22 protein-coding genes and 2 pseudogenes are annotated in these 18390 nt (G+C 68.0%); 12 read left to right on the top strand and 12 right to left on the bottom strand.

The window, feature by feature from the left end; translation table 11 throughout:
- Positions 1-29: 29 nt before the first annotated feature.
- The gene (locus EV385_RS02730; protein ID WP_130508013.1) at positions 30-761 is read right to left on the bottom strand and encodes a hypothetical protein; all 732 of its coding nucleotides are present in this window, start codon (positions 759-761) and stop codon (positions 30-32) included.
- A gap of 726 nt (positions 762-1487) precedes the next feature.
- Positions 1488-1931, bottom strand: coding sequence for a hypothetical protein (locus EV385_RS02735; protein WP_242624664.1), 444 nt, complete (start codon positions 1929-1931; stop codon positions 1488-1490).
- 201 nt (positions 1932-2132) lie between these two features.
- On the opposite strand from EV385_RS02735, the gene EV385_RS02740 reads away from it, so the two are divergent.
- On the top strand, positions 2133-2972 hold the full coding sequence (locus tag EV385_RS02740) for a transposase (protein ID WP_130508014.1): 840 nt from the start codon (positions 2133-2135) through the stop codon (positions 2970-2972).
- 38 nt (positions 2973-3010) lie between these two features.
- Here the strand turns inward: EV385_RS02740 and EV385_RS02745 are convergent, their stop codons facing one another.
- Positions 3011-3412, bottom strand: a complete 402-nt coding sequence (locus EV385_RS02745) for a peptidase inhibitor family I36 protein (RefSeq protein WP_165449372.1) — start codon at positions 3410-3412, stop codon at positions 3011-3013.
- Positions 3413-3437: 25 nt separating this feature from the next.
- Between EV385_RS02745 and EV385_RS34785 the strand changes: the two genes are divergently transcribed.
- Positions 3438-4307: a hypothetical protein gene (locus tag EV385_RS34785; protein ID WP_242624665.1), complete on the top strand. Its 870-nt coding sequence runs from the start codon at positions 3438-3440 to the stop codon at positions 4305-4307.
- Positions 4204-4521, top strand: a complete 318-nt coding sequence (locus tag EV385_RS36015; protein WP_423203095.1) for a response regulator transcription factor — start codon at positions 4204-4206, stop codon at positions 4519-4521. Before EV385_RS34785 ends, EV385_RS36015 begins: the two co-directional genes overlap by 104 nt.
- A gap of 81 nt (positions 4522-4602) precedes the next feature.
- Here the strand turns inward: EV385_RS36015 and EV385_RS33720 are convergent, their stop codons facing one another.
- From EV385_RS33720 to EV385_RS02780, 9 genes and pseudogenes are all read right to left on the bottom strand, one after another.
- Complete coding sequence (locus EV385_RS33720) at positions 4603-4755, bottom strand: hypothetical protein (protein WP_165449373.1); 153 nt, start codon at positions 4753-4755, stop codon at positions 4603-4605.
- Positions 4756-4810: 55 nt separating this feature from the next.
- Positions 4811-6070, bottom strand: coding sequence for a sigma-70 family RNA polymerase sigma factor (locus tag EV385_RS02755; RefSeq protein WP_207229737.1), 1260 nt, complete (start codon positions 6068-6070; stop codon positions 4811-4813).
- 96 nt (positions 6071-6166) lie between these two features.
- The gene (locus tag EV385_RS02760; protein WP_130508016.1) at positions 6167-6910 is read right to left on the bottom strand and encodes a recombinase family protein; all 744 of its coding nucleotides are present in this window, start codon (positions 6908-6910) and stop codon (positions 6167-6169) included.
- A gap of 96 nt (positions 6911-7006) precedes the next feature.
- Positions 7007-7594 carry a recombinase family protein gene (locus tag EV385_RS02765; protein WP_130508017.1) on the bottom strand — a complete coding sequence of 196 codons (588 nt, stop codon included), beginning with the start codon at positions 7592-7594 and terminating at the stop codon, positions 7007-7009.
- Positions 7591-8487, bottom strand: coding sequence for an AAA family ATPase (locus EV385_RS02770; protein WP_130508018.1), 897 nt, complete (start codon positions 8485-8487; stop codon positions 7591-7593). The genes EV385_RS02765 and EV385_RS02770 overlap by 4 nt, the downstream gene beginning before the upstream one ends.
- Before the next feature lie 3 nt (positions 8488-8490).
- Positions 8491-8697, bottom strand: a complete 207-nt coding sequence (locus EV385_RS34195) for a hypothetical protein (protein WP_207229738.1) — start codon at positions 8695-8697, stop codon at positions 8491-8493.
- 127 nt (positions 8698-8824) lie between these two features.
- Positions 8825-9112: pseudogene (locus EV385_RS36020) on the bottom strand (hypothetical protein); the annotation flags it as partial.
- A gap of 59 nt (positions 9113-9171) precedes the next feature.
- A pseudogene (locus EV385_RS36025) lies at positions 9172-9984 on the bottom strand (DDE-type integrase/transposase/recombinase); the annotation flags it as partial.
- A gap of 115 nt (positions 9985-10099) precedes the next feature.
- Entirely contained in the window at positions 10100-11170 is a 1071-nt protein-coding gene (locus EV385_RS02780) for a hypothetical protein (protein ID WP_130508019.1), read from the bottom strand.
- Between the two features lie 297 nt (positions 11171-11467).
- Between EV385_RS02780 and EV385_RS36215 the strand changes: the two genes are divergently transcribed.
- The 9 genes from EV385_RS36215 to EV385_RS02820 all read left to right on the top strand — a co-directional run bounded on the left by EV385_RS36215 (position 11468) and on the right by EV385_RS02820 (position 18141).
- Positions 11468-11779 carry a helix-turn-helix domain-containing protein gene (locus EV385_RS36215; RefSeq protein WP_242624666.1) on the top strand — a complete coding sequence of 104 codons (312 nt, stop codon included), beginning with the start codon at positions 11468-11470 and terminating at the stop codon, positions 11777-11779.
- On the top strand, positions 11779-13152 hold the full coding sequence (locus EV385_RS02785) for a Mu transposase C-terminal domain-containing protein (RefSeq protein WP_242624667.1): 1374 nt from the start codon (positions 11779-11781) through the stop codon (positions 13150-13152). The genes EV385_RS36215 and EV385_RS02785 overlap by 1 nt, the downstream gene beginning before the upstream one ends.
- Positions 13149-13961 (top strand): TniB family NTP-binding protein, encoded by an 813-nt coding sequence (locus tag EV385_RS02790; protein ID WP_479723871.1) that lies wholly within the window; start codon positions 13149-13151, stop codon positions 13959-13961. Before EV385_RS02785 ends, EV385_RS02790 begins: the two co-directional genes overlap by 4 nt.
- On the top strand, positions 13958-14329 hold the full coding sequence (locus EV385_RS02795; protein ID WP_130508020.1) for a TniQ family protein: 372 nt from the start codon (positions 13958-13960) through the stop codon (positions 14327-14329). The genes EV385_RS02790 and EV385_RS02795 overlap by 4 nt, the downstream gene beginning before the upstream one ends.
- A gap of 204 nt (positions 14330-14533) precedes the next feature.
- Positions 14534-15181, top strand: a complete 648-nt coding sequence (locus EV385_RS02800; RefSeq protein WP_130508021.1) for a hypothetical protein — start codon at positions 14534-14536, stop codon at positions 15179-15181.
- A gap of 151 nt (positions 15182-15332) precedes the next feature.
- Complete coding sequence (locus EV385_RS02805; RefSeq protein WP_130508022.1) at positions 15333-15944, top strand: recombinase family protein; 612 nt, start codon at positions 15333-15335, stop codon at positions 15942-15944.
- Positions 15941-16507, top strand: coding sequence for an HAD domain-containing protein (locus EV385_RS02810; protein ID WP_130508023.1), 567 nt, complete (start codon positions 15941-15943; stop codon positions 16505-16507). The genes EV385_RS02805 and EV385_RS02810 overlap by 4 nt, the downstream gene beginning before the upstream one ends.
- A 241-nt stretch (positions 16508-16748) precedes the next feature.
- The gene (locus tag EV385_RS02815) at positions 16749-17282 is read left to right on the top strand and encodes a hypothetical protein (protein ID WP_130508024.1); all 534 of its coding nucleotides are present in this window, start codon (positions 16749-16751) and stop codon (positions 17280-17282) included.
- A 232-nt stretch (positions 17283-17514) separates the two neighbouring features.
- A complete protein-coding gene (locus tag EV385_RS02820) occupies positions 17515-18141 on the top strand; it encodes a fasciclin domain-containing protein (RefSeq protein ID WP_242624668.1) in 627 nt (208 codons plus the stop codon).
- The last annotated feature ends 249 nt before the right edge of the window (positions 18142-18390 follow it).

An 18390-nucleotide genomic window follows, 5' to 3' on the forward strand; every position in this document is an offset into this window, starting at 1 on the left:
CAAGCAGCAGGGATGCCGTAACGGCTATGTCAGAGGGGGACGATCCCGCCGCGTTCGATCCTGATGGCTACGCCGGTTTTGGCGGCGAGGGCCTGCGCGAGTGCGGCGTCCGCTGCGGGGATGCCCTCGGCCGGCGGATGGATGTAGTCGCCTCCGACGGTGACGCCGTCGAAGTCGATGTCGATGGTTCCGACTGAGCCCACTTTGAAGTTCTGGAACACGCCGGTGCCCGAATCGATGGAGATGAGCTGTTTCGCGGCCTGTTCGAGGTCGTCCCTGCTGTAGTTGCGCTGCTGGATGGAGATGGGAATGCGCCGGCGGCGGGCCTCGTCCACGATCTGCCGCTGCACAGCGTCGGGCGGCCCGTGCCAGACCAGGATGGCGGAGCCGGCATCCGGGTCGACGATCGTGAAGCTGAACCCGCTGGTCTTGATGCCAGGCAGGGCTTCGATCCAGTAGTTCAGATCGCTGAGCAGTTCCTGGCGGCGCCAGAGAGCCTCCTCGGAGGCCAAGTCGTAGCTCGACGCCATGGGATGGGGCTTGTCGACTGCCGGTTTACTGGCCGCCGGTTCACTGACGGCGGCCGCCGCGGCATGCATCCCGGTGATACCGGCGATGGCGGTGAGGGCGACGACCGCGGAGGTCAGGAGCAGACGGCGCCGCACCGGGCCGGAACCCGACATCAGGTCGGCCGACGACTCGTCCGAGCGCACAGAACCATCGGGGTCGGCCGGGCTGACGGCGTCTTCATCGAAAGTCATCTCGTTCCTCGCTCCGCCTGGTCACGGCTGAGCGGGAATGATAGCGCCGGTTTCAGATTCCGGGACCCCTGTCCATGTTCGGATCGACAGCCAGGGCTCACCGCGGCGGGTGGTGACTTTCATCCCGCGAGATCACCTCTCGAACACCAATACTCCGCAGGGTGCCGTCTCACGAACTCTCGGTAATCAAGACGATCTTGAACACCTATGGGAGCGAGTCCGTGCCGACTCAGGACGAAATCCGTACCCGACTCGGAATCCCAGTTCGTGCCCCGACACTTGCTCGTGTTGTCCTTTGCCAATGAAGCGTGTCCGTTTGCCAACGAACATTGTCTCCGGCGTAGTCCGAAAGGGTGACGTCACCGCCTTGGAGGGACGGATCTCCGTGGACCCGATCCATGCAGGGCACCGAGGCCGTTCCCGGTAGCGCGGCCGGATAGCCGCAGGCCAGCAGGTTGGCGAGACAAACTCCAGTGGCAAGAACGTGGCCCGAGACAGGGTTGGATGTCACGAGCAGACTTCGATGGCAACGGACAACACCCCGCCCGCGGGGGGCGCGGCTGGGCGTGGTTCTGTCAGTGATTCCGAGAGCCGGTGATACGTGATTTTCGGAGCCGCCTGGCGGCTCCGGGAGTTCGTGTCGGTGAGTTTGGGAGCCACCTGCCCGGGCCCGGTAGACGGGCCGCTGCCGTTGTAGATCAGTTACTGCAGCGGTGGAGCTGGGCGCTACTGGCGCGTCGGACGGCGCGGTCCCGCGAACCGTCGGCGTAACCATCGAGGTAGCTCGCGCCGCCTCACGAACATGCCGACGTCGCTTGCGGCATGAAATGCGTAACCGCGGATTTGAGCGTGATGTAGCGGTGTCCGGTCGCTCAGGGCGCAACGCAGCTGCCTGACCAGATCGCCGTCGATCGCCTGGTGCAGGCGGGCGTAGTGGCCGAGTGACTGTAATGCGTTGGCCCTGGTTTGGGCGTTCGGCGACATCAACGCTCGCTTGATTCGCGGAAGCGCGACTTCGGAATCAGGATGGTTGAGCACCAGCGCGAGCAACGCGACGCCCGCATGTTCGTCGTTCCGGTCGACGGCCTCGTCAACCGCTTCCGGCCGTTCGACGACCCCGATCCAACTGCCAATGAACCAGGGCTGATCGCTCGTCACGCCGAAGATCATGCCACGTGACCCACCGCACCGGCTGGCAGAGGACGCCAGGCTGGATCAGACATGTGGCTCTGGAGCTGGACTTTGTCCGCGAGTTTGAGAGCCATCCAGCGAGGTCCTCGATCGGGTGGATCCGATGGTTCGGCAGTTTCGGAGCCGGCTGAGCCGGTGGGCGCATCGGCGGGTCTGGACGGAGGCTGGCCGATGCCGCGGATGTCGAAGATTGAGATGTTCGCGGCGATCCGCAGGGACTCGCGCGAGGGTGTGTCGGGTCGGACGCTCGCATTGCGGTACGGCGTCAGCCGGAACACGGTCGCGGAGGCGTTGACCTCGGCGGTGTCAACCCCGCGGAAGAAGGCGGCCCGGCGGCCGTCGCGGCTGGATCCGTTCAAGCCGGCGATCGACGACATCCTGCGCACGGACCTGAGCGCGCCGCGCAAGCAGCGGCACATGATTCGGCGAACCTATGCGCGGCTGATCGATGAACATGGCCTGCGTGACGTGTCGTATCAGGTGGTCCGGGCCTACGTCGCTGACCGGAAACCGGAGATCCGGGCAGAGGTGGGAAAGGGCCCGGCGACGGTGTTCTTCCCGCAGACGCACCGGCCCGGTGCCGAGGCGGAGGTGGATTTCGGCGAGGTCGTGATCAACCTGCGGGGAACACCAGTGACCTGCATGTTGTTCGCCTTCCGGCTCTCCTTCTCCGGCAAAACGGTGCACCGCATCTTCGCCTCGGGCGGCCAGGAGGCATTCCTGGAGGGCCACGTCCATGCGTTCAACGCGCTCGGAGGGGTGCCAGTTGATCATGAGTGGGCGGGGTTGATGCGTCAGCGCTGGATTCGCCGAGAGGGTGCCCCTCCCAGCGCCCATCTACAGGTTTCGAGCCTCGCGTTCTTGGTGGATCTTGGCTGGTGGGCGCCAAGGACACCCTGCGAATGGTTGATACCTGAGTACGCCGCAGGTCTGGTGCTGCGATTCAAGCGCCCGCTGCTGACCTGTCAGGACCGCCTGAGGCTCCGCGATGGGCGTCGGTGCACCGTCGCCCCCCGGTGATCCGGCCCGACGGTGCACCGACGCGGTGTGTGCTGGTGTCAGAAGGTGGGGTAGCCCGCGCATGAGGTGCCGCTGAGGCGCTTCACGGAGGTGATCTGGTCGTTGAACCGCCACTGCTGACTGTCGAGGTCGCTGATGCGGCGGCCCGGCGTGATGCAGTACCGGCGACCGGTGTAGTTCGGGTCCGCGTACAGCACCCAGGCGACGTCGCTCCGGTTGTAGAGCGAGGTCGCCTCGTCGTCCGGGTTGATGCGCGGATTGCTGACCCAGAAGGGCCAGTTCTGGCCGCTCAGGCTTTGGTGCTCGCCGAGAATCAGCGGCGAGTCGGCCGTGGCCGCGCCGGGGTGGGTCGGCGCCGCGCTGGCACCGCTCGCGCCCAGGCCGACCACTGCGGCGGCGCCGGCCAGCACCAACGCCGCCCTGCTCGGGATGGTGTGCATGTGCAGTTCCCTCTCATCGGTTTCCATGACCAGCGAAGCGGCCGGGTTGCAGATCCGCGCCGGTCCGATTCACTGCATTCACCATCGTCAATGGAAAGTCGGAGGGGTATTCGCAGTCCTGCGTATCCGCGCCTCCCGTCCGGCGCCGAGCCTCGCCGGCACTGCGGCAGAAGACATCCATTACCATCGATGCTTAGCTGGAGCGATGAATGCGGCGGCGCGTGAGCTGACGAGCAAAGACCTGCGACGGGTGCTGGAGTTCGCCCGGGCCACGGGCGAGGACGACACCACCGAGCCGACGTCTCACCTGCTGGAGCGCATCGTCCCGATCGTCGGCAGCGACCTGGCGTGGTGCGCTCACGTCGACATCCCGCAGCGGTCTGTGTCGAGTGTGGGACCGCCGGGACATCCCAGAGTCAGCCTTCGGGAGGGCTTCGCCGAGGCGTTTCGCGAGCATCCCGGGTTCGTCGCCGTGCAGCAGGGGCGGCTGCAGCCGGGCACACCGATGGCGGTGTCGGACCTGATCGACCGGCGGGGCCTGCGGCGCCTGCGGCTCTACGTCGACCACCACCGGCCGTTCGGTATCGAGGACCAACTGTGTCAGGTTGTCTCCTGCCGGCCGCAGGTGGACGGGGCGCACCTCGACGAGGATCCCACGACAGGTGGACTTGCTGGTGATCAGCCGCGCTCGTCCCGGGTTCTCCCGCCGGGACCGCGCGGTCGTGGAACTGCTCGCCGGCTTCCTGCGCCAGGCGATGCGCCGACATGCCCGGCAGCGAAGCGCCGCCGCGATGCACCGGCAGGCGATCCGGGTGAGCCGGGCCGCCCAGGGATGGGCCGGGCTCACCGCTCGGGAACGGCAGGTCGTCGAGCAACTCGGTACGGGCGTCAGTGACCGGGAAATCGCCCGTGCCTTGGCGGTCAGCGAACACACCGTGCACAAGCACCTACAGCACGTGTACGGCAAACTAGGCGTGGGTAGCCGCGCCGAAGTCCTTGCCGCCGTGTTGGCCGGCGAACCGCCACCGGCAGCGGCACCATCCGGATCAGTTGCTGGTGCGCCGCGCCCGTGGGCGCAGGATGCGGCGTCAGTCCAGGAAACCTCATAGGAGACCGCGATTTCACGTGGGAGGGCACCTCGGGTGCCCTCCCACGGTTTGTCCCGGTCTCCGCACCAGGGGGACTATGAGTCAGGAGAGGAAATAGCAGGTGGTTATCCCGGCACCGAAGGTGAAGGCACCGGCGCCACCGCCGGCTTTGAGGGCTTCCAGGAGTGTCGTGCCCGACCTGGACCAGATCCAGGTGGTGATCGTGCCGACCAGTAGCGCAAGCAGGATGATCACCACTAGCCATGGAGCCTTCGTCATTGAGCTACCGCCTTCGTGTCCGTCATTGTGATCATTCCTGGATGGTTCGGGCGAAGCGGGTCGCCTGCTGGAGAATGTGGTCTAGCCGCTTCGAGACGGCGCTTTGGGTGCGGTATCCCATGGCCTCTGCCACGTCAGTCAGTTTGGTTAAGCCGCTGCGGAGCAGCACGACGATGGTGCGGTCGCGGGTGTCCAGGAGCGCAAGGAAGTCACCGAACAGCATCTGGTCGATGACTTCGGTTTCCGGTCCGTGGACGGGGATGACATCGTTCAGCTCGACGAACTTGACCTGGACCTTGGCTCGCTTGTGGTAAAGCTTGCGCTCGAAGTCCTCCTTCGCGCCGCTCCAGTGCTGCGAGAAGTCGTCCTCGCAGCGATGCGAGCGGACCGCATCGAGGATTCCGCGTAGCCGACCGGTGGCGTCGGCCGCCTCGACCGTATGCCGGACGACCTCGGCGGCCTCCTCCTCACCGTGCCAGAGGTCCCCACCCATCCGGGGGTTGGCTCGCGTCGCCCCGGGCAAGACCGAGCCGTCCATCAGCGACACCGGTCCTGGGGCGACATCGTTGTCCACCACCGGGAACTCCCGTAGATAGTCCTCTAGCACCTGGGTGACGGGTGGGAGCCAGAAGTCCAGATTGTGAGCCAAGATCCGGATGGGGTCGTCCCGGGTGAACTTGCTGATCCCGGATTTGGGCTGCGGCATGAGGTGCCGCCAGACGGTGCCAGCCCAGGCCCGCGCCAGCCGGTCCTGGAAGTCGGACGGAAGGTACTCGTCGATGTTCTCCACCTCGCTGACGAAGGGCCACTGGCCACGCTTCAAGAACGGAAGGCGGTGTCGCTGCAACGCGGCTCGGGGCAGCAGGTGGAACAGTGGCGCGTACTCGTAGTAGCCCGACGTGGTGCGCGGGACGAAGATGACGTTGACGTCGCCCTGGTCGGCGATCTTGTAAAGCGGTGGCGGCAGGTCCTCGTCGTCGAAGAAGCGGCGACGGAACTGCGCGGCCTCCCACAGCAGATTCCACTTGGAGATCGCAATTGACAGCTTGGTATTCGCGTCATCCCAGAGACCGAGCCTGAGCGGGACGGTTACGTACTCGGGCCGCGCCGGTGTCTGCGCCCGGACCACGGCCTTGAGCATGAACGCCGCGGACAGGTTCGCCATCCATGGGTATTCCTCCGGCGCCGCTCGGTCACACCCTGGGTCAAGCAGCGGGCCGTAGTCCTCGTCGTCCAGGTGGTCGGGCTCGCCGGTCATGATCACGTCCGCTACCTCGATGTCGTTGTTCACGGTCTACCTCACGACGCTTGACCGCGGTTCTGTTCCAACGACTTCTAGTGAATTGCCGACCAACGGAGGCGGCCCCTTGGCGCGGCGGCCTCGGGGCTAGTCAGGCGGTTCCTTCAGCGCCTGGGCGCGGGTGAGCAGGTGATCGTAGGGCTCGACGCTAGGCGCTGGACGGGTGTCGACGGGTAGCTGCGTGCCACGGGCGCGGGCCTGCCCGGCGGCGCGGAGTTCGCGTAGTTCGGGGATGTGGTTGTAGAGGGTGCCGGGGCTGACGCCAAGGATCTTGGCGATGGAGGCGACGCTGACGTCAGGGTTGGGCAGCATGTCGCGGGCCGATCGGAGGAGGTCGGCGTCCATGACGGTGGGCCGCCCGCCGACGCGGCCACGGGCGCGGGCGGCGGCCAGGCCCTCGCGGGTGCCGGAGACGATCAGTTCCCGGATGAACTCGGCGAGAGCGGCGAAGACGTGGAAGACGAGCCGGCCGCCGGGGGTGGTGGTGTCGAGGTTCTCGTGCAGGCTCTTGAAGCCGATATTGCGGCGGCGTAGGTCGGCCACGGCGGTGATGAGGTCTTGCAACGAGCGGGAGAGCCGGTCGAGAGCCGGGACCACGAGAGTGTCGCCGTCGGTGAGGAAGGCGAGGCAGACAGTCAGCTCGGGCCGGTCAGTGTCGCGGCCGGACTGCTTCTCGGCGAAGATGCGCCGGCATCCAGCGGCGCGCAGCGCGTCGAGTTGCCGTTCGAGTTTCTGACCGCCGGTGGAGACCCGGGCATAGCCGATGCGGATCTCGGTCGGGGCCGCTGGCACCGGAGCGAGCAGTTCAGTGGGGTCGAGGGGCGCTTCCACACGTCCGATGATGTCAGAAAACGGTGTTTGGGGGGTTGTTGAACCCGCCTGTTGCTGACGGAGTTTTTGACGATCTAGAGTGTGACCTTTAGTGGTCTACGGCGCTGAATCTTCGCCGGTAGTTGGCGCGGCGGCGGTTGGCCAGGCGCGGTACAGCTTGGCTCGTGAGACGCTGATCAACTCGGCGACCTCGGCGAGGGGTACGCCGTTGTCGCGCAGTTGGCGGGCCAGTTCATCCTGCTCCTGGGTGAGTAGGGGTGGTCCTGGTTGTCGGCCGATCTTGCGGCCGGCGGCGACGGCGGCGGCGAGTCCTTCTCGGGTGGATTCGGAGCGCCAGACGTTGCGGGCGTCGATCAAGCCTTGGGTGATCTGGCGGAAGAGTTCGCCGTGTTCGACGGTGTCGAGTTGCTCGTGCAGGGCGCGGAGCCGAATCCCGCGATGGTCGAGGCAGATGAGCAGCTCGGCCAGGTGTTCCAGGGAGCGCCCGATGTGGATGAGGCGGCAGACGACGAGGGTTCCGCCGGCCGGAAGCGCGGTGAGGGCATGATCGAGCTGGGGCTGCTCGGCGCGGACAGGGATCCGTTCGTCGCAGTAGATCGCAGTGCATCCGGCGGCGGTCAGTTCGGCCCGGATGGCCGCAGTGTCCTCGCTGGCGCGGGTGCGGGCGTAGCCGATGACGGTCACGGCACGCCGATGACCAGGGTTTCGCGAGCGGCTTCGACGACTTCCTTGGTGACCACGGTGAGGTGGTTGATGTCGAGGACCCGTTTGATCTGGGCGACCAGGCGGGCGGTGAGCCGGAAGTTGCCACTGGTGATGCGGATGATCGCCGCGAGCGCTTCGGCCGTGGTGAAGTCGTCCGGGTCGTGCAGGGCGAGCTCGGGCCAGTGGCGTGCGAGCACGAACGCCTGTTCCTCGGCTGAGAGCACTCGGAAGTGGTGCACGAATCCGACGCGGCTGTAGAGCTGCGGGTAACGAGCCAGGCGCTTCTCGATGCCGGGCATGCCGATGAGGATCAGACCAACGCCGGTGCGGTCGTGCCGGTCACGTAGTTGTTCGAGGGTGGCGGTCTTGAGCCGGTCGGCCTCGTCGACGATCAGCAGTTCGGCGAAGCGGCCCTGGTGGCGCGTGAGCAGCGGTGGGCCGTGCTCGGGGTGTTCGAGACTCTGCACCATCCAGGAGACCCGGTCCTGGATGAAGGCTAGGTCCTTCTCCAGCCGGCCGGGGCTGTTGTGCACCTTGGGGGTGTAGACCGCGCTGCGGGTGTCGAGGATCTCGCGGGGGATGTGGTCGGCCTCGAAGAACTTGAACGTTTGCACGGCGTACTCGACCAGGTCCCAGCGGGCGTAGCGGCGGGCGGATAGGGTCTTGCCGACGCCGGGCGGGCCGTAGCATAGGCCGATGTAGCGCTCCCGGCGTACCGCCTCGGCGAACTCGGCGAAGCGCCGGTACTCCTTGGTGACCACGAACGGCGCCGCGGTGGCTGACTGGGGCTCGATGTCCGGCAGTAGGGCGACGGGAGTCTCCTCCTTCGCCCGCCGCGCGGGTGTGTCGCCGCGGTCGTCGAGGTCGGCCATCGTTCAGTCCTCCCGGTAGAGCTTCAGCGCGGCGGCGCCGGGCCGGATCGGCTGGGGGTCCGGCGCCGCCGGGGTGGGGTCGGGTGGCTGGTGCACCGCGAGGAGCCGGTCGACGACGCTGGCGCGCCGCGTCAGCCCGTGGGCCAGTCCGCGCCGACGGGCGTTGCGGGCGGCGGAGATCTCCTTGATGCCGATGGTCTGCGTGGCCAATTCTGGGCAGATCGCCCGGCACAGGAACCGGTCGTCGTGGAATACGCGGATCTCGGCGACGTCCCGCGGGGTCGTAGCGGATGGTGACCGGCTCGCCGACGTACTCGCCGAGCACTGTCACGTCGAGGTAGCGCAGGCCGAACAGGTGGATCCCGTCGGGGTGGACCTTGCGGGGCTTGGCGATGGTGAGCAGCAGCAGGTCGAGCTGCTCCAGGGAGGTGGGCAAGTGCGGCAGGAACCCGGCGGCGTCCCAGCGGGCCTGCGGCGGCTGGCCCGTCTCGCTATGCGGCTGCTGGTTGTACTGCGCGACGACAAACCGGCCGATCGCCGCGTCAAGCTCGGCGAGGCTGAGTCGAGCCTGCCCGGCCCGGTCCTTGGTGCCCCGTGGGCGTAGCCGGGCAGGGCGGGCAGGCACATCTGGTTGATCGTCTCGAAGTACCGTTCGATCTTCCCGCGACCACGTGGCCTTCCCTTGCCGGAGAACATCAGCCGGATCTTCAGGTCGGCGGCGACCTGCTCCATGTGCTGGGAGGTGAAGTCCGAGCCGTGGTCGGTGTAGAAAGTGCCCGGGATGCCGCAGACGTGCCAGCCCGGCTCGCCCTTGCGCCAGATCGCCTGCCGTAACGCGAGTGCGGTCTGGATCGCCGACGGGGCGCCGAGGTTGACCGCGTACCCGGCGATGGCTCGGGAGTGGTCGTCCTCGATGACGGTCAGCCATGGCCTGGCCGGCTTGCCCGAGGGGGCGATCACCCACAGGTCCAGCTGGGTGTGGTCGGCTTGCCAGATCTCGTTCGGTCCGGCCGCCTCCCGGCGGTGGATCAAGTCGAACACCTCCCGGTACCGCTTGTCGCCGTCCAGGGCCAGGGTGCGCATCGCCGGGTCGATGTTCCGCATGATCGCGTACACCGCGGCGTACGACGGCACCGGCCAGCCCTGGTTCTTGGCCGCGTCGACAACGACGCGGTGCACATGCGCCGCCGACGGCCCTGGCGGGCGCAGCGCCAAGCCTTCGATCAAGAGCCGCAGATCCTCGGGCAACCGCGGCGTGCCCCGGTCGCTGCGCGCCGAACGCGCAAGCCCGGCCAGCCCGTCAGCCCGGTAGCGGGTCAGCCACCGCTGCGCGGTCCGCAACGCCACCCCTGCCGTTCCCGCCGCGCGGGCGAGCGGCACCCCGTCTTCCAGGTGCGGACGCAGTACCCGCCACCGGCGCAACGCCTGGGCCCTCACGGCATCTGGCAACTCGGCCAGACTGTGGGCCGTCAACGGGGCGGGCGAGCCGCGCACCACATCAGAATAGGTCTAAACCTGTCGATGCCACGCGGAGGGACCTAACGGTGTCGCTGCGGTAACCCGGTCACCCGGTCACCCACAAGGCCCAGAATTCCGCCGGGCAGCCCGGCTTCTACCCCCCTGCTAGCTGAGGAAAGGCTTCGCGCACGGCGGTGAACGCCTGCCGGTATCCGTCGCGCCCGTGAACGTATGCCAGGCACACCAACGTTTCGAGCGCCGCTGCCAGTGAGTCCTCCATCGCCGAGTGGAACAGGGCGCTGATCGCCCAGTCCTGCGGTGACTGCTCGTACTCCCCATTGGGTGGCACGGGAACGCTGGTCCGGGCGACGTCCGCGGCGCCCAGAATCGGCCAGACCATCGCGCTGTCGTCGAACGGTTTGGGCACTTTCCTGCCCTTGCGCAGGGCGGCGACTGCCGGAGCGATCTGTGGAAGATCAACGAGGCCGGCCCGCTCCAGTGACCGCAGCGTCGCCCAGGTCGCGATCTGCCGCTGCGTGGCGTCATCCGCGGCGGCGACGGCAAACTCCAGATCGATGTCCAGTTCGGAGATCGCGCTCAGATACAGGCCCTCGGCCTGGCGGAGCCGGTCGTTCGGGATCCGGTCACCCCACCGTTCCCGGGCTTGCTGCTCCTGCTCCTCCGCTTCGCGCTGCTCGTCTTCCTGCTGCTCCTGGGGTGTCAGCGTCCGCCGGGCCCGGTGCCAGTACGCCGCCCGCTTCCCGCTCTGCTTCACGATCCTGCCGCTGGCCGGCGGGGCCGGCCAAAACTGCAGCAGGTAGGCGTCAGGGGTCTCGTCGGTGGTATCCGCCTCGTCCATCCCACGGATGCCGTACCGGACCCGGTAGTCGTTGCGGGGCAGGTCGAACTCGAAGGCGTCGCCGTCCATCCCGGCCAGGACGACCTGGTCGGACATCGCAGTGAAGGACACCTCCACGATTTCGTCCCAACTGTCGTCGAGAGGCGGTGCACTGGGGTGCAGCTCAATCCGGAACGGGAGCCAGCCGGTGTGCGTGCCGGTGGTCAGCACGAGGACTCCCTCGACTCCCGCCCCGCAGAGGCCATTGGTCTCATCCGCAAAGGCAGCTTCCAGGTCGTAGTCGATCTCGTACGGGTCCTCCCCGCTGGCTACCGACGCCAAGCTATAGGTCACGAACACCCGCGGCTCGTCCAACAACACCTTCATCCCCAAGCACCTCTCGACCGCCGACATCTTCGACGCACGCCATCCCGTTCTGATCATTCGACACCACTGGCGCCGGGTCGCGTGACCGAACCAATGCGGACGCGCATTCGGCGCCCACACCCCCATGGCCGGCACTGAGCGGCGAGCGTTCCACATCCAAGGAAGTGGAACAGCGGTTGTCGGAGTCCGAGGTTCTCTGCATGAGCCGATGGTCGTGACCAGGAGCCGTGCACGGGAGTGTGAACTTTCCGCTGACCTGGACTCGTGTGCACTACGGTCGATTTGCTCCGTACTCCTGTGCACGACAGTGAGGGCCTGGGCATGGTCGATGAGCCGGCGCTACTTGAGCGGGGTGTGCTGACCGCGCCCGCGGAGGTCTGGGAACTGGCGGCGCGCCGGGCCGAGGTGATCGGCCGGCTGGCCACCGGCGCCACGGTTGGGCACGTGGCTGCGGATGCGGCCGCGGTGGAGCTGGGGGTGTCGCGGCGGCAGGTGTACGCGATGCTGGCCCGGTGGAGGGCGGGTTCTGGTCTGGCGTCGGACCTGGTCCCGGGCCGATCCATGGCGGCCGCGGCCGCGAGCTACTGCCGGAAGCGGTCGAGACGGTAATGCGCGAGGTGCTGCGTAGCAAGTACGTGTCCCGGCAGCGCCGATCGTTGGCGGCGGTGCACCGGGAGGTCGCCCGCCGGTGCCGCGTCCAGAGTCTGCGGGTGCCGTCGCGGGGCACCCTCGCGCGGCGGGCGGCGCGGCTGGACCCGGTGGCCACCACGACCGCCCGGCAGGGCCCGGACGCGGCACGGGCGTTGCAGGCCGCCGGCGGGGAGCCGCCGCCAGTAACCGCGATCCTGCAACAGGTGCAGATGGACCACACCCCGGTGGACCTGATCGTGGTCGACGACCGGCACCGGCTGCCGATCGGCCGGCCGTACCTCACCGCGGCGATCGACGTGTTCAGCCGCTGCGTGATCGGCATGGTCGTGACCCTGGAGGCGCCCTCGGCGCTGTCGGTCGGGCTGTGCCTGACGCACGCGGTGCTCAACAAGCGGGACTGGCTGGAGCGGCTCGGCGTGCAGGCGGTGTGGCCGATGAGCGGCAAGCCGCTGGAGATCTACGTCGACAACGCCGCCGAGTTCCGGGGCGAGGCGCTGCGCCGCGGCTGCGAGCAGCACGGCATCAAAGTGAAATGGCGGCCGCCGGGCCTGCCGCACTTCGGCGGGATCGTCGAGCGGGTCATCGGCACAATGATGCAGCTGGTCCACGAACTGCCGGGCACCACGTTTTCCAACCCGCGCCAGCGCGGCACCTACGACTCCGACGGCAAGGCGGTGCTTACCGTCCGGGAGCTGGAGCGGTGGCTGTCCCTGGCGGTGGCCTCTTATCACGGCCAGGTGCACTCCACGCTCGGGCAGACCCCGGCCGCGGTCTGGGCCGCTGGCGCCGCGATGACGGCCCCGATCACGGTGACCGGGGAGACGGCGTTCCTGGTGGACTTCCTGCCGGTGATCCGCCGGACGCTGACCCGCACCGGGTTCGTCATCGATCACGTGCGGTACTTCAGCGACGCGCTCAAGCCGTGGATCGCCCGCCGAGACCGCCTTGACCGGTTCGTGCTGCGCCGCGACCCGCGCGACCTGAGCCGGATCTGGGTGCTCGACCCGGACGGTGGCGCCTATCTGGAGGTGCCGTACCGGACGCTGGCCCACCCGCCGGTCACCCTGTGGGAGCAGCAGGCCGCCGTCGCCCAGCTGCGGGAGCAGGGCCGCGCCCAGGTCGACGAGACCGCGCTGTTCCGAATGGTCGAGCAGATGCGCACGATCACCGCCACCGCCGCGGCGACCACCCGCCGGGCCCGCCGAGATGTCCAGCGCCGGGCCGCAGTCCCGGTGGCCCGGGCCGCGGTGCCGAGCAGCGTTGTGCCGCCGTCGGAGCCGGCTGAATCGGTGGCCGTCGCGGAGCCGTTCGCGGTGATCGAGGAGTGGTGAGCTCGGACGGGGAGGCCATGGACCTGGACCATCTGCATCCCGGTGCCCGGCCGGTGGCGCTGCTGCCGGCCCGGCAGCGGATGCCGAACCTGCTGCTGATCGGCCCGACCAACAACGGCAAGTCGATGATCGTGGAGAAGTTCCGGCGCCTGCACCCGCCGATCTCGCACCCGGACCGCGAGGAGATCCCGGTGCTGGTGGTGCAGATGCCGTCCGAGCCGTCGGTGATCCGCTTCTACGTCGCGGTGCTCGCCGCGCTCGGCGCACCGTTGCGGCCTCGGCAGCGCCTGGCCGAACTCGAGCAGGTCGCCCTGGCGCTGCTGCGCGCGACCGGCGTGCGGATGCTGGTCGTCGACGAGCTGCACAACGTGCTCGCCGGCCGCGGCGACGTGCGCCGCGAGTTCCTCAACCTGATCCGGTTCCTGGGCAACGAGCTGCGGATCCCGCTGGTCGGGGTCGGCACCCGGGAGGCGTACCTGGCGGTCCGCTCCGATGACCAGCTGGAGAACCGGTTCGAGCCGTTCCCGCTGCCGCTGTGGCAGCCCGGCGCCGAGGCGTGTTCGCTGCTGGCCAGCTTCGCCGCCTCGTTCCCGCTGCGCCGGCCTTCGCCGATCGCGACCGAGGAGATGGCGCTCTACCTGCTGACCCGCAGCGAGGGCACGATCGGCGAGTTGACCCGGTTGCTCACCGACGCCGCGATCGCGGCGATCGACTCCGGCGAGGAGGCCATCAACCAGCGCACCCTGCTGCTGGCCTCCTACCTCGGGCCCACCGAGCGCCGTCGGCTGTTCGAGCGAGAACTGGTGTGACACCGCGCTGGCCACTGCACCCGGCACCGGTACCGGGCGAGGCACTGTCCTCGTGGTTGCACCGACTCGCTCGCACCTACGACATGCCGGTCGATGAACTGCTGCGGCACAACCTCGGCACCCTCTCAGCCGATGCCGGGCGTGACGTTGTCGGTCTCGACCTCGATCCGCCCGGCTGGCTACTGACGGCGTTGGCCGAACGTACCGGCGTACCGATCCACCAGATAGCGCGGATGGCCGTCAGCGGTTGGACACCGTGGCTACTGGACTCGCTCGATCACGACCCGGACGCCTACACCACCTATGTCCGACAGGACAGCGTGCTCCTGCCGCTGGGTGAAGCCCCACAGCTGCGGCCAGGCCGGTAGCGGCCGTGGCTGACGAGCACGCCGATGCGTCGAGCCTGCCCCGGATGTATCCAGGGCCCGACACGGACGTTCAGTCTGATATCCCAGCTCCCGCTCACTCTTTCCTGCCCCATCCACGGCCTGCTCCTGTGGGATGCCTTCGGCCCCGCCGGGACGTTCATCGGCTGGGAGAGTGACGGCGAGTCCGTGGCAGCAGGTGCCGCCGTGCAGGAAATGGATCGACGCACCCATGAAGGGCTTGCCACCGGTCTGGTGGATCTGCCAGGCCGACCGGTGCATCTCGGGGTGTGGCTGCGCCTGCTGCGCACCGTGCTCGATGAGATCAACCTGCCGCTATCGCTGATCCGGCCGGCACGAGCCCGCACCATCCGGCAGATCTGGGCGGCCACAGGCCGGCGGGAGCGGGACGGTCAAAGCGGCTGGCGGCCGTACGAGTCACTGGACTGGCCGGTACAGCAGGCCATGCTCGATGCCGCCGCAGCTGCCCTGCACCTGGCGGAGACCAGAGTCATCGAGGCAAGCGGCAGCCTCGCTCCGCTGCTACGCGCCGAGCCCTACCGGCCGGCGTACCCCGGCTCGCCCCGCCGGGAGGGGCACACCGGGCTCGACCAGATTGACGACCGACCTCGCAGCCATGCCGCCGACCTCTGGCAGCAAGCCATGGCCGCACTTCAGGACGCGGTCACCGCTGCCCAGACCGATCCCGCCTCGGCCCGGCAGTTGCTTGGCGTGTTCACCGCTTTCTGCCGGCGGAGGCCGTTCGTCGAGGCGACGTGCCGGGAACTGGCCCGCGCTGGCGTGCCCGAGGAGTTCCTTCCCGACCAGGACGAGATCGCCGACATCTCGTGGTGACCATGTCCCACATAAGCGAACGTTTCCGATAGACCTTCACTGGGTCAGCCGCCGCCGACCATCAACCCCAGCATAGAGGTCAACCAAAATCCACAACGAAAACAAGCCAACACAACTTCGCCTGGGAAGTAAGTTTCGATAGAGTCGAGCAGTGGGGCACAAGATCGGATACGCCCGAGTCAGCACCGCCGACCAAGATCCGCAGCTGCAACTCGACGCACTCACCGCCGAGGGCTGCCTCAAGATCTACAAGGATGTCGCCACCGGCACCAAGGCGGACCGCCCGCAGTGGCAGGCCTGCCTGGACGACCTCCGCCCCGGAGACACCCTGATCATCTGGAAGATCGACCGGCTCGGCCGCAACCTGCGCGACCTGGTCGACATCGTCGCCGTCCTCGAAGAACGCGGGGTCGGCGTCAAGTCGCTGACCAACGGCATCGTCGACACCACCACCGCCCACGGCAAACTCGTCTTCGGCATGTTCGCCCTCATGGCCGAATACGAAGCCGCTCTCATCAAGGAACGCACCCTCGCCGGCTTGGCCGCCGCCCGCGCCCGCGGCCGCACCGGCGGCCGCAAACCCAAAATGACCCCGGCCCTGATCAACAAAGCGCAGCGCATGTACGACTCGAAGCAGTTCACGATGGCCGAGATCGCCTCCTCCTGCGGCGTCACCCCTATGACCGTCTACCGCAACATCCGCACCTCTCCCGCGCCCCGGCCTACCGCGGCGACCACTGCCGCGCCCAGAGCCGCGCAGTGAGCCGCCCGGTCTGGCTGCTCGACGTCGACGGCGTCCTCAACGCCACCCGCCCCGGCTGGAGCGCCGCACCCCGCAACGGCACCGCGTACGGCGGCGGCCACCCGTACCGGCTGCGCTGGGCGCCGGCCCTGATCGCCCGCATCCGTGCCCTGCACAACACGGGGACCGTCACCGTGCGCTGGTGCTCCACCTGGTGCGCCGACACCGACCAGATCGAGCGCCTATTCGCCCTGCCCCGGCTGGAGCGCGCCTGGACAGACCCGATCAGCCACAGCGAGGCACCCGCGGCCAAGCTCGCCGCGGCCCGTACCGTCCTGGAACAGGGCCACCGGCTGATCTGGACCGACGACGACGCCGTACCCACCAGCGGACCGATACACGACGAACTCGCCGCGACCGGCCGAGCCCTGCTAATCGCACCCCTACCCAACCGGGGCCTGCAACCCGAGCACCTCGACGCGATCGAGGCCTTCGTCTCGGACACAACCGTGCCGGACACCGGCAACAGCGACGGCCGGGATGCTTTGAAGATCGCCCGCCGCCTGCTGGGCGACACCGCATGAGCCCAGGGGCAGGTATCCAGACCACGGCGACCATGCTGGAGCCAGCTCTCGCTCACCGTCTCGATGCGTCGATCCTGTAGCGCTGGGGTGTACTCCAATAGGCGACACTTGCCAACCTCTGACGTCATGTGTGCGGCGAGGTTCGCACCGCTCATGGTGCGAACGGAGATCCGTGATCATCTCGCGGAACGTATGCTCAGCGGCGTAGAGGTGAGATCAGCGGATCGAGTGCGGAGCGGGTATGCCGGAGAACTCCGAGGTAGCCAGGCGCCGTATTCGGGACGTTGCTGTGAGCATCGCCGCGGTGCTCGCCGCGGTTGGCGTGGTGTACATCTTCCTCGTCAGTCCCGCTCCGGCACAGATGGCCTGGATAGGGCCAGGGACCAAGGCAGTCGTCGCGGTGGCCGTCGGGTGTTGTGGCGCGTTGTTCGGTGTGGTGATCAGGCTGGTGTCGGCCAGGACCGCGTCGCTCGGCGAGTGGGTTTGCCGTGCCTGCGCTGGTGTTGTTCTACTGACTCCCGCTCTGGTGTATGTGACGTGGGCTTTCGGCGCCCCGGGCTCGTCACATCAATGTGGCTCGCTAATCGCCCCCTACAGTCCGGCAAACCTGGACCCTGCGGAGTTCCGGGCCGCCTGCAAGCCCGGCGCTCAGTACCGGCTGCTCCAGGCGGTCGTCTGGGCAGCAATCGCGTACGCGGTGGCTGTGGCATACGGCCTCTGGCTGCGCCGACGGCGGGGGATCCGCGCAGTCCCGCAGCCCGGCGCGCCGGGATAGCAAACCGGTTCGGAAGCTTGCATGCCTCGATCGCTCCGGTCGGGAACGGGCCGGGATCTAGTCGTGCGGTGGATCGGCCGCCAGCGCACTGGCTGGGGGTGGGTTGGCCCGTCGGACGCGGTCCATCGAGTCCGTCACGGACGCGCCGCCGCAGTCGCCTGAACAAGATTTCTCATCCCCAACCCTTGACTGTTCGCTCGTCTGGGTCGACCAGAGGCTTGAAGGGCTTGCGGTGGGTGACGTCTGGGCGATGGAGGCGGCGGTGCGGGGTGGCGGGGTCGCGGTTGTCGCGGTGGTGGCCGTGGCGCTGGCTGGCTGCGGGAGTGGTGGTGAGGTGGCAGCACCGCCTCATGCGGCGCCCAGTTATACGGCGCCGTCGGTACCGCAGTTCGGTAATGGGTGTGCTGCCGTACCGGCCGACCCGGCGAACCCGGGCAGTTTCGAGGCCATGGCCGCTAAGCCGGTCGCGTCGGCGTTGGCCGGCAGCGAGGGGTTGTCGGGTCTGGCGGAGGGGTTCAAGCGGGCCGGTCTGGTCTCGTCCTTGAACGATGCTGCGGGGTTGACAGTGTTTGCCCCGACCGACGGCGCCTTCGAGAAGCTCCCCGCGGCGCGACGGCACGCGTTGGGGGCGGACAAGAAGCAACTCGCGGGGATGTTGTCGGGTCATGTGGTGCCGCAACGGCTGACCCCGTCGCAGCTGCCGGGCTCGCACACCACCCTGAGCGGTGCCAAGGTCACCGTGACCAGCCAGGGTGGCGTGGTGAAGGTGAATGGCTCCGCTGAGGTGGTGTGCGCCAACGTGCAGACCAAGAACGCCACGGTGTATCTCGTCGACACCGTCTTGACCGCCGCCGAGTGATTCACCGCCACGCACTAAGCGCAGGAAGAGGATCACGGAATGTATCGATCTTGAGGTGTCCGTGAGTTAAGTGGTTGACAGCGAGATGTTGTTCACGGGCCGACCGGATCCGGATACTCCTGGGAACCATGGACACATCTGAGGTTCAGTGCTTCTGGCAAGGCGTGGCGCTGGCGGAACAGGTCGCCCGAACGGCTGAGGACTCTGCCGCCGTCGACAATGGCCTCCACCCGGTTATTAGGACAACCC

It is taken from the genome of Krasilnikovia cinnamomea, assembly GCF_004217545.1.
Lineage (GTDB): Bacteria > Actinomycetota > Actinomycetes > Mycobacteriales > Micromonosporaceae > Actinoplanes > Actinoplanes cinnamomeus.

Excerpts from the sequence above, each read along its gene's own strand:
- EV385_RS02730 (WP_130508013.1), bottom strand. The coding sequence starts at position 761 with ATGACTTTCGATGAAGACGCCGTCAGCCCGGCCGACCCCGATGGTTCT.
- EV385_RS02735 (WP_242624664.1), bottom strand. The coding sequence starts at position 1,931 with ATGATCTTCGGCGTGACGAGCGATCAGCCCTGGTTCATTGGCAGTTGG.
- EV385_RS02740 (WP_130508014.1), top strand. The coding sequence starts at position 2,133 with ATGTCGAAGATTGAGATGTTCGCGGCGATCCGCAGGGACTCGCGCGAG.
- EV385_RS02745 (WP_165449372.1), bottom strand. The coding sequence starts at position 3,412 with ATGCACACCATCCCGAGCAGGGCGGCGTTGGTGCTGGCCGGCGCCGCC.
- EV385_RS34785 (WP_242624665.1), top strand. The coding sequence starts at position 3,438 with ATGACCAGCGAAGCGGCCGGGTTGCAGATCCGCGCCGGTCCGATTCAC.
- EV385_RS36015 (WP_423203095.1), top strand. The coding sequence starts at position 4,204 with ATGCACCGGCAGGCGATCCGGGTGAGCCGGGCCGCCCAGGGATGGGCC.
- EV385_RS02770 (WP_130508018.1), bottom strand. The coding sequence starts at position 8,487 with ATGGCCGACCTCGACGACCGCGGCGACACACCCGCGCGGCGGGCGAAG.
- EV385_RS02780 (WP_130508019.1), bottom strand. The coding sequence starts at position 11,170 with ATGAAGGTGTTGTTGGACGAGCCGCGGGTGTTCGTGACCTATAGCTTG.
- EV385_RS02785 (WP_242624667.1), top strand. The coding sequence starts at position 11,779 with ATGCGCGAGGTGCTGCGTAGCAAGTACGTGTCCCGGCAGCGCCGATCG.
- EV385_RS02815 (WP_130508024.1), top strand. The coding sequence starts at position 16,749 with ATGCCGGAGAACTCCGAGGTAGCCAGGCGCCGTATTCGGGACGTTGCT.